Annotated in this window: 4 protein-coding genes; 3 read left to right on the top strand and 1 reads right to left on the bottom strand. The window is 62.8% G+C overall.

Translation table 11 applies throughout. The annotated features are described in order from the left end of the window. On the bottom strand, window positions 1–1,886 hold a 1,886-nt coding region (uvrD, locus tag VIL80_RS00895; protein WP_332034284.1), incomplete at its 3' end, for a DNA helicase II. 192 nt (window positions 1,887–2,078) lie between these two features. On the opposite strand from uvrD, the gene VIL80_RS00900 reads away from it, so the two are divergent. From VIL80_RS00900 to VIL80_RS00910, 3 genes are all read left to right on the top strand, one after another. After that, window positions 2,079–2,933, top strand: coding sequence for a transcriptional regulator HexR (locus VIL80_RS00900; protein ID WP_332034285.1), 855 nt, complete (start codon window positions 2,079–2,081; stop codon window positions 2,931–2,933). A 12-nt stretch (window positions 2,934–2,945) separates the two neighbouring features. Next, window positions 2,946–4,742: a DUF4153 domain-containing protein gene (locus VIL80_RS00905; protein ID WP_332034286.1), complete on the top strand. Its 1,797-nt coding sequence runs from the start codon at window positions 2,946–2,948 to the stop codon at window positions 4,740–4,742. Between the two features lie 145 nt (window positions 4,743–4,887). Continuing rightward, window positions 4,888–5,994 (top strand): multidrug effflux MFS transporter (locus VIL80_RS00910; RefSeq protein WP_332034287.1); only part of this gene is annotated, 1,107 nt, incomplete at its 3' end.

A 5,994-nucleotide genomic window follows, 5' to 3' on the forward strand; every position in this document is an offset into this window, starting at 1 on the left:
CGGCGGCACTCGGCGTAGGTGATGTACAGCTTCTGCATCGCGCGGGTGATACCCACGTAGCAGAGGCGACGCTCCTCCTCCATGCGCCCGGGCTCCTGCGCGGACATCTTGTGCGGGAACAGGTTTTCCTCCACGCCGGCCATGAATACCAACGGGAATTCCAAACCCTTGGCGGAGTGCAGGGTCATCAGCTGCACCGCGTCCTCGAACTCGTCCGCCTGGCCCTCGCCGGCGTCCAGTGCCGCACTGTCGAGGAACTGGTTCAGCAGTGGTACTTCCTCTTCCTCCACCTCTTCGCCATCGGCGTCGGTGGCCTGGGGTGCGCCGTCGAAGGCGCGGCAGGCGCTAACCAGTTCCTGCAAGTTCTCCACCCGGGTCTGGCCCTTCTCACCTTTCTCCTTGCTGTGGAAATCCACCAGCCCGGTCTGTTCGATGGCCATCTCGGCGATATGGTCGAGGGTCTTGTCGATGCTCTCTTCTTCCAGCGCATCGATCAGGCTGAGGAAACCCCCTAGCGAGCTGCCGGCGCGGGCCGCCAGCACTTTCTGCTGCAGCATTTTCTCCGCCGCCGCCCACATGGAACTGCCGTGCTCGCGCGCAAACTCGCGCACCATATCCACGGTGCGGGCGCCGATGCCGCGGGTCGGGGTGTTTACCACCCGCTCGAACGCGGTGTCGTCGTGACGGTTGGTGATCAGGCGCATGTAAGCGAGCGCGTTCTTGATCTCCAGGCGCTCGTAGAAGCGCTGGCCGCCGTAAATGCGGTAGGGCACCTGTTCCCGCAGCAAACCTTCTTCCAGCACCCGCGACTGGGCGTTGGAGCGGTACAGGATGGCGACGCTGTCGCGGCGGTTGCCATCGCGCACCCAGTCGCGGATACGCTCGACAATAAAGCGCGCCTCGTCCTGCTCGTTGTACGCAGAGTAGAGCGCGATGGGCTCGCCTTTCTCGCCTTCGGTCCACAACTCCTTGCCGAGGCGGCCGGTATTGTGGGCAATGACCGCGTTGGCGGCGTTGAGGATGGTGCTGGTGGAGCGGTAGTTCTGCTCCAGGCGCACCGTCTGCACATCTTTGCGGTCCAGCTCGAAGTGCTGGATGTTTTCGATCTTGGCGCCGCGCCAACCGTAGATGGACTGGTCGTCATCACCAACGGCGGTGATATGGCACTCGTCGCCGGCCAGCAGGCGCAGCCAGGCGTACTGGATCGTGTTGGTGTCCTGGAACTCGTCGACCAGGATGTAAGGAAAGCGGCGGCGGTAGTGCGCAAGGATGCCGTCGTTATTCAGCAGCAATTCGTGGGCGCGCAACAGCAGCTCGCCAAAGTCGACGAGACCGGCGCGCTGGCAGGCTTCTTCGTAGGCGGCGTAGATACGCACCATGGTCTGCAGCCAGGGATCGCCACTCAGCTGGATGTACTGGGGGCGCAGGCCTTCGTCTTTCTGCGCGCCGATCCACCACTGGGTCTCCCGCGGTGCCCACTTCTTGTCATCGAGCCCCAGCTCGTTCTGCACCCGCTTGATCAGGCGCAGCTGGTCGTCGCTGTCGAGGATCTGGAAGTTCTGCGGCAGCTTGGCTTCCTGCCAGTGGGCGCGCAGCAGGCGGTGGGCGAGGCCGTGGAAGGTGCCCACCCACATGCCGAAGGTATTGACCCCCAGCAGCTCCTCGATACGCCCGCGCATCTCGCGCGCGGCCTTGTTGGTAAAAGTCACCGCCATGATGGAGTAGGGCGAGGCGCCCTCCACCTGCATCAGCCAGGCGATACGGTGCACCAGCACGCGGGTCTTGCCCGAGCCGGCACCGGCGAGAACCAGTTGATTACCCGGCGGCGCGGCTACGGCCTCGCGCTGGGCATCGTTTAGGGGGTCTAAGAGTTCAGATACGTCCATGGGGGCGATTGTATCAGAGGAAAGAAAAGTAACCTGTTTATATGAACAGGTTTTTGGTGGACAACCGAACCCCGATGCAAAGCCTTGTCCGGTCGCAGACCCGCTACAGAGCAGCCAACATGGCCCATCAACTCTCGCCAGCACCCCGCCATGCCGCTAAACTGCACAACCTGAACCAGAGAAGGTAATGTCGTGAAGCCAGCGGAAGTCACGCAGAAAATCAGCGAACAGCTGAGTTCCATGCGCAAATCTGAGCGCAAGGTCGCGGAATATATCCTCGCCAACCCCGGCGAAATCATTCATATGCGTATCGTCGACCTGGCTACCGAAGCCCAGGTGAGTGAACCGACGGTCGTGCGTTTCTGCCGCGCCGTGGGCTGCTCCGGGTTCCAGGAATTCAAGCTCAACCTCGCCCAGCAGCTGGCCTCCAGCCCCAGCTTCGGCCAGATTGCGGTTACCGAAAGCGACACCATCGCCGAGTACAAGCGCAAGGTGTTCGACTCCACCGTCGACACCCTGCTGAACGTGCGCGACAAGATCGACAACCGCGCACTGGAGGCCGCGGTCACCGCCATCGCCGCCGCCAAACGCGTGGAATTCTTCGGCTTCGGTGCCTCCGGTGCCGTCGCCTCCGACGCCAAACACAAATTCTTCCGCCTGCAGCTCGCCGCCGCTGCCCACTCGGACCACCATATGCAGAGCATGTCCGCCATGGGCATGGAGCCCGGCGACGTGGTGGTGGCCATCTCCCAGAGCGGGCGCACCTCCTCGCTGCTGCGCTCCATGGAAATGGCCAAGGCCCAGGGTGCCACGGTGATCGGCCTCGGCCCCAGCGGCTCGCCGGTAACCCGCAAGTCCACCATTCCGCTGGAGGTGGATGTGGAAGAGGACATCGAGCTGTACACGCCGCTGTCCTCGCGCATTGCACACCTGGTGGTGATCGACGTGCTCGCCATCGGCGTGGCCCAGCGCAAGGGGCCGCAGCTGCAGGAACACCTGCTGAAGCTGAAAAAGGGCCTCTACAATCTCCGAGAGGAAAAGCACTGATCAGGGCGCGATATGCAGGGAAGCAGCGACGAACAGCCGGAAAACCTCACTGATACCGAAAGTCTTGGTGTCGCCGAGAGGCGCCTGATCCTCACCGCGGCTCTGATTCAGGGACTCGCCCTCTACGCACTCAAGTTCTTCGCCGCCGTCGACACCTGGTCGCCGGTGTGGCAATACCTCTGTTTCACCGTTGCCATCGCCATCCCGCCGCTGGTGATCGTCACCATCGCGCCACGTCTGGCGCGGGGCTACTGGGGGATTGTCGCGGGTTTTGCCCTGCTGCTGGCACTCCTTGCCGGTTACCGGGGTTACCAGTGCAGCCCCGCCGAGCTGGTGTATTGCGGTGAACCCGTCGAATTCGTCCCGGCAATCGTGATCGCGACCTTTATCGTCGCCTTCCTGCTGCGTGCCTGTGCCGGCGGGGCGGCGCGGTTGCAGAAACCGCAGTATCCCGCGCTGTTTCACTACTCCTGGGACAACGCCCTCACCATCGGCCTGACGCTGGTGTTCACCGGCTTGTTCTGGCTGATCCTGTTCCTGTGGCAAGCGCTGTTCAAACTGGTGGGTGTGGATTTTTTCCACGACCTGTTCGAGCGGGACTGGTTCTTTTATCCGGTGACCTGGCTGGTGGGCGGCTGCGGGGCCATCCTGTTCCGCTCCCAGCAGAGCTTCGTGCTGACCCTCAAGCGGCTGCTGCGCACCATGCTGGTGGCACTGCTGCCTCTGCTGGCGCTGCTCACCATCGTGTTCCTCGCCACCCTGCCGTTCACCGGCCTGCAGCCCATCTGGAATACCGGTCACGGCAGCGCCCTGTTGCTGTGGCTGGTGGCGGTATTACTGTTTTTCACCAATGGCGTGATCCAGGACGAGTTCCCGTTTGCACGCTACCCCAAGTGGATCAACCGGCTGTTGCTGCTGGCACTGGTGGTGGCGCCGTTCTATGCGGCCTTCGCCATTTACGGTCTGTGGCTGCGGGTGGCGCAGTACGGCTGGACCCCGGAGCGGCTGTGGGGGTTTGTGGTGGCGGTGACCCTGGCGCTGCTGGCCGCCAGCTACAGCCTGTCGATCCTGCGCCGTGGACAACACTGGGCGGAGTGGCTGAGGCGGATCAATACCTGGCTGGCCCTGTGGGTGCTGGCAGTGTGCCTGGTCACGCAGACGCCGCTGGTGAATTTCTGGCGCATCAGCGCCGACAGCCAGCTGGCACGTCTTCACAGCGGGCGGGTGCAGCTGGCGGACTTCGATTTCTTTTTTCTGCGGCACAAGTTGGGGAGGCCGGGTTGGCAGGCGCTTGAAACTGCGAAGGAAATGCCGGCAGTGCGCCAGCAGGACCAGCTCACGACCTACCTGGAAGCGCTGCAGGGAAAAACAGAGGAGATCTGGAAGCTGCGGGAGAACCCGCTGCACCAGAGCGCGGAGGTGCGCAAGCTGCTGGATATCCAAGTGCTTCCGCAGGGCCGCAGCCTGCCCGAGGCCTTTGCCCCCGCAAACAGCTACAAGGCGCCTGACGAAAAATGGCAGCGCATTTGGTTGGCCAGAGACCTCGACGGTGATGGCGGCGATGAGTTTTTGCTGTTCAGCCACAGCGGTGAACCCCTGAAACACCGCAACAACCGCTATCTGCTCACCATCACCGCCTATGGGTTGGTCAACGGCGCGTGGCAAGTTGTGGCCTCCGACAACCGCGAAATCGACGAGGATTTCCCATCGCTGCGCCAGCGGCTCGCAGGCGGTGAGCTCGAGAACCGCCCGTCCCGCTGGCAGAGTCTTTATATTGGGGGCGAACTGCTGTTCGATCCGACCCAGTAACACTCGCCCAACCGAAACCTCTTCACCGTCATGGAATCCATAGCCGTCGCCGGCTAAGATGCCGGCGCTATCCAGTTACCGCACCGCGACGACTAAGCTTTTCAGAGCGCGGGCGCGTTCACCCGCAGATTTTACCCGAGTAGTTATGCCCCCGAATTTCTTCGACGCCAACGGCCAACCGCCGCGCTGGCTCGCGCCCTGTCTCGCCGCGCTGGTGGCGCTGACGCCGTTTGCCATCGACACCTACCTGCCGGCCATTCCCGCCATGGCCGAGGCGCTCGGGGTCGAGGTGGCGCTGATACAGCATTCCGTGTCCAGTTATTTGCTCGGCTTCGCGGTGGGTCAGATCTTCGGCGGGCCGCTGTCGGACCGCCTCGGGCGCATCCTGATCGGCACCATTGGCCTTGCGATATTCATCGCCAGCACCACCATGATCCTGTTCACCAACAGCGCCGAGCTGCTGGTGGCAATGCGCTTTTGCCAGGCGGTAGGGGGCGGTTTTGCCACGGTGATCTGCGGCGCCATCGTGCGCGACCTGTACCACGGGCGCGACGCAGCGCGGATCATGTCGATGATCTCCACCATGATGCTGATCGCGCCGATGGTGGCACCGGTGATCGGCGCCACGCTGCTGAACTTCGGTGACTGGCACGCGATCTTCATATTCCTGCTGGTGTACGGTGTGCTGATGATGGTGCTGGTGCGCGGGATACTGCCGGAAACGGTGTCGAAGTTCCGTCGCGCGCGCCGCCAGCGCGAGTCCCGCACCACACTGGTTCGCAACTACGGGCAGATCTTCCGCTGCCCGCGCGCGCTGGGTTTCCTGTTCGGGCAGGCACTGGTGAGCGGCTGTATGTTCATCTACATCACCACCGCACCTTTCGTATTTATGGAACGCTTTGGCGTGTCAGCCTCGCAATTCCCGCTGATGTTCGGTAGCTGTGTGCTGGGACTCGCCGTAATGATGCAACTGAATATCCGGCTGCTGAGGGTGTTCGAACCCCGGCAGATCCTAATGGGTGGAATGACGCTGCTGACGCTCGCCTGCGGGCTGTTGCTCGCAAGCACACTGTATTTCGGCAAGAGCCAGTCGCTGCTGGCGTGGTTGGCACCACTGGTGATGGCCATGGGCAGTATCGGGATCATCGCCCCCAACTCCGCCGCCTGTTACCTGGAGTTCTTCCCCAAGATCAGCGGCACCGCGAATGCGCTCTACGGCGCCTCGCTGTTTATTTCCGGGGGGCTGCTCGGC

The sequence above is a fragment of the Microbulbifer sp. genome (assembly GCF_036563125.1).
Taxonomy (GTDB): domain Bacteria; phylum Pseudomonadota; class Gammaproteobacteria; order Pseudomonadales; family Cellvibrionaceae; genus Microbulbifer.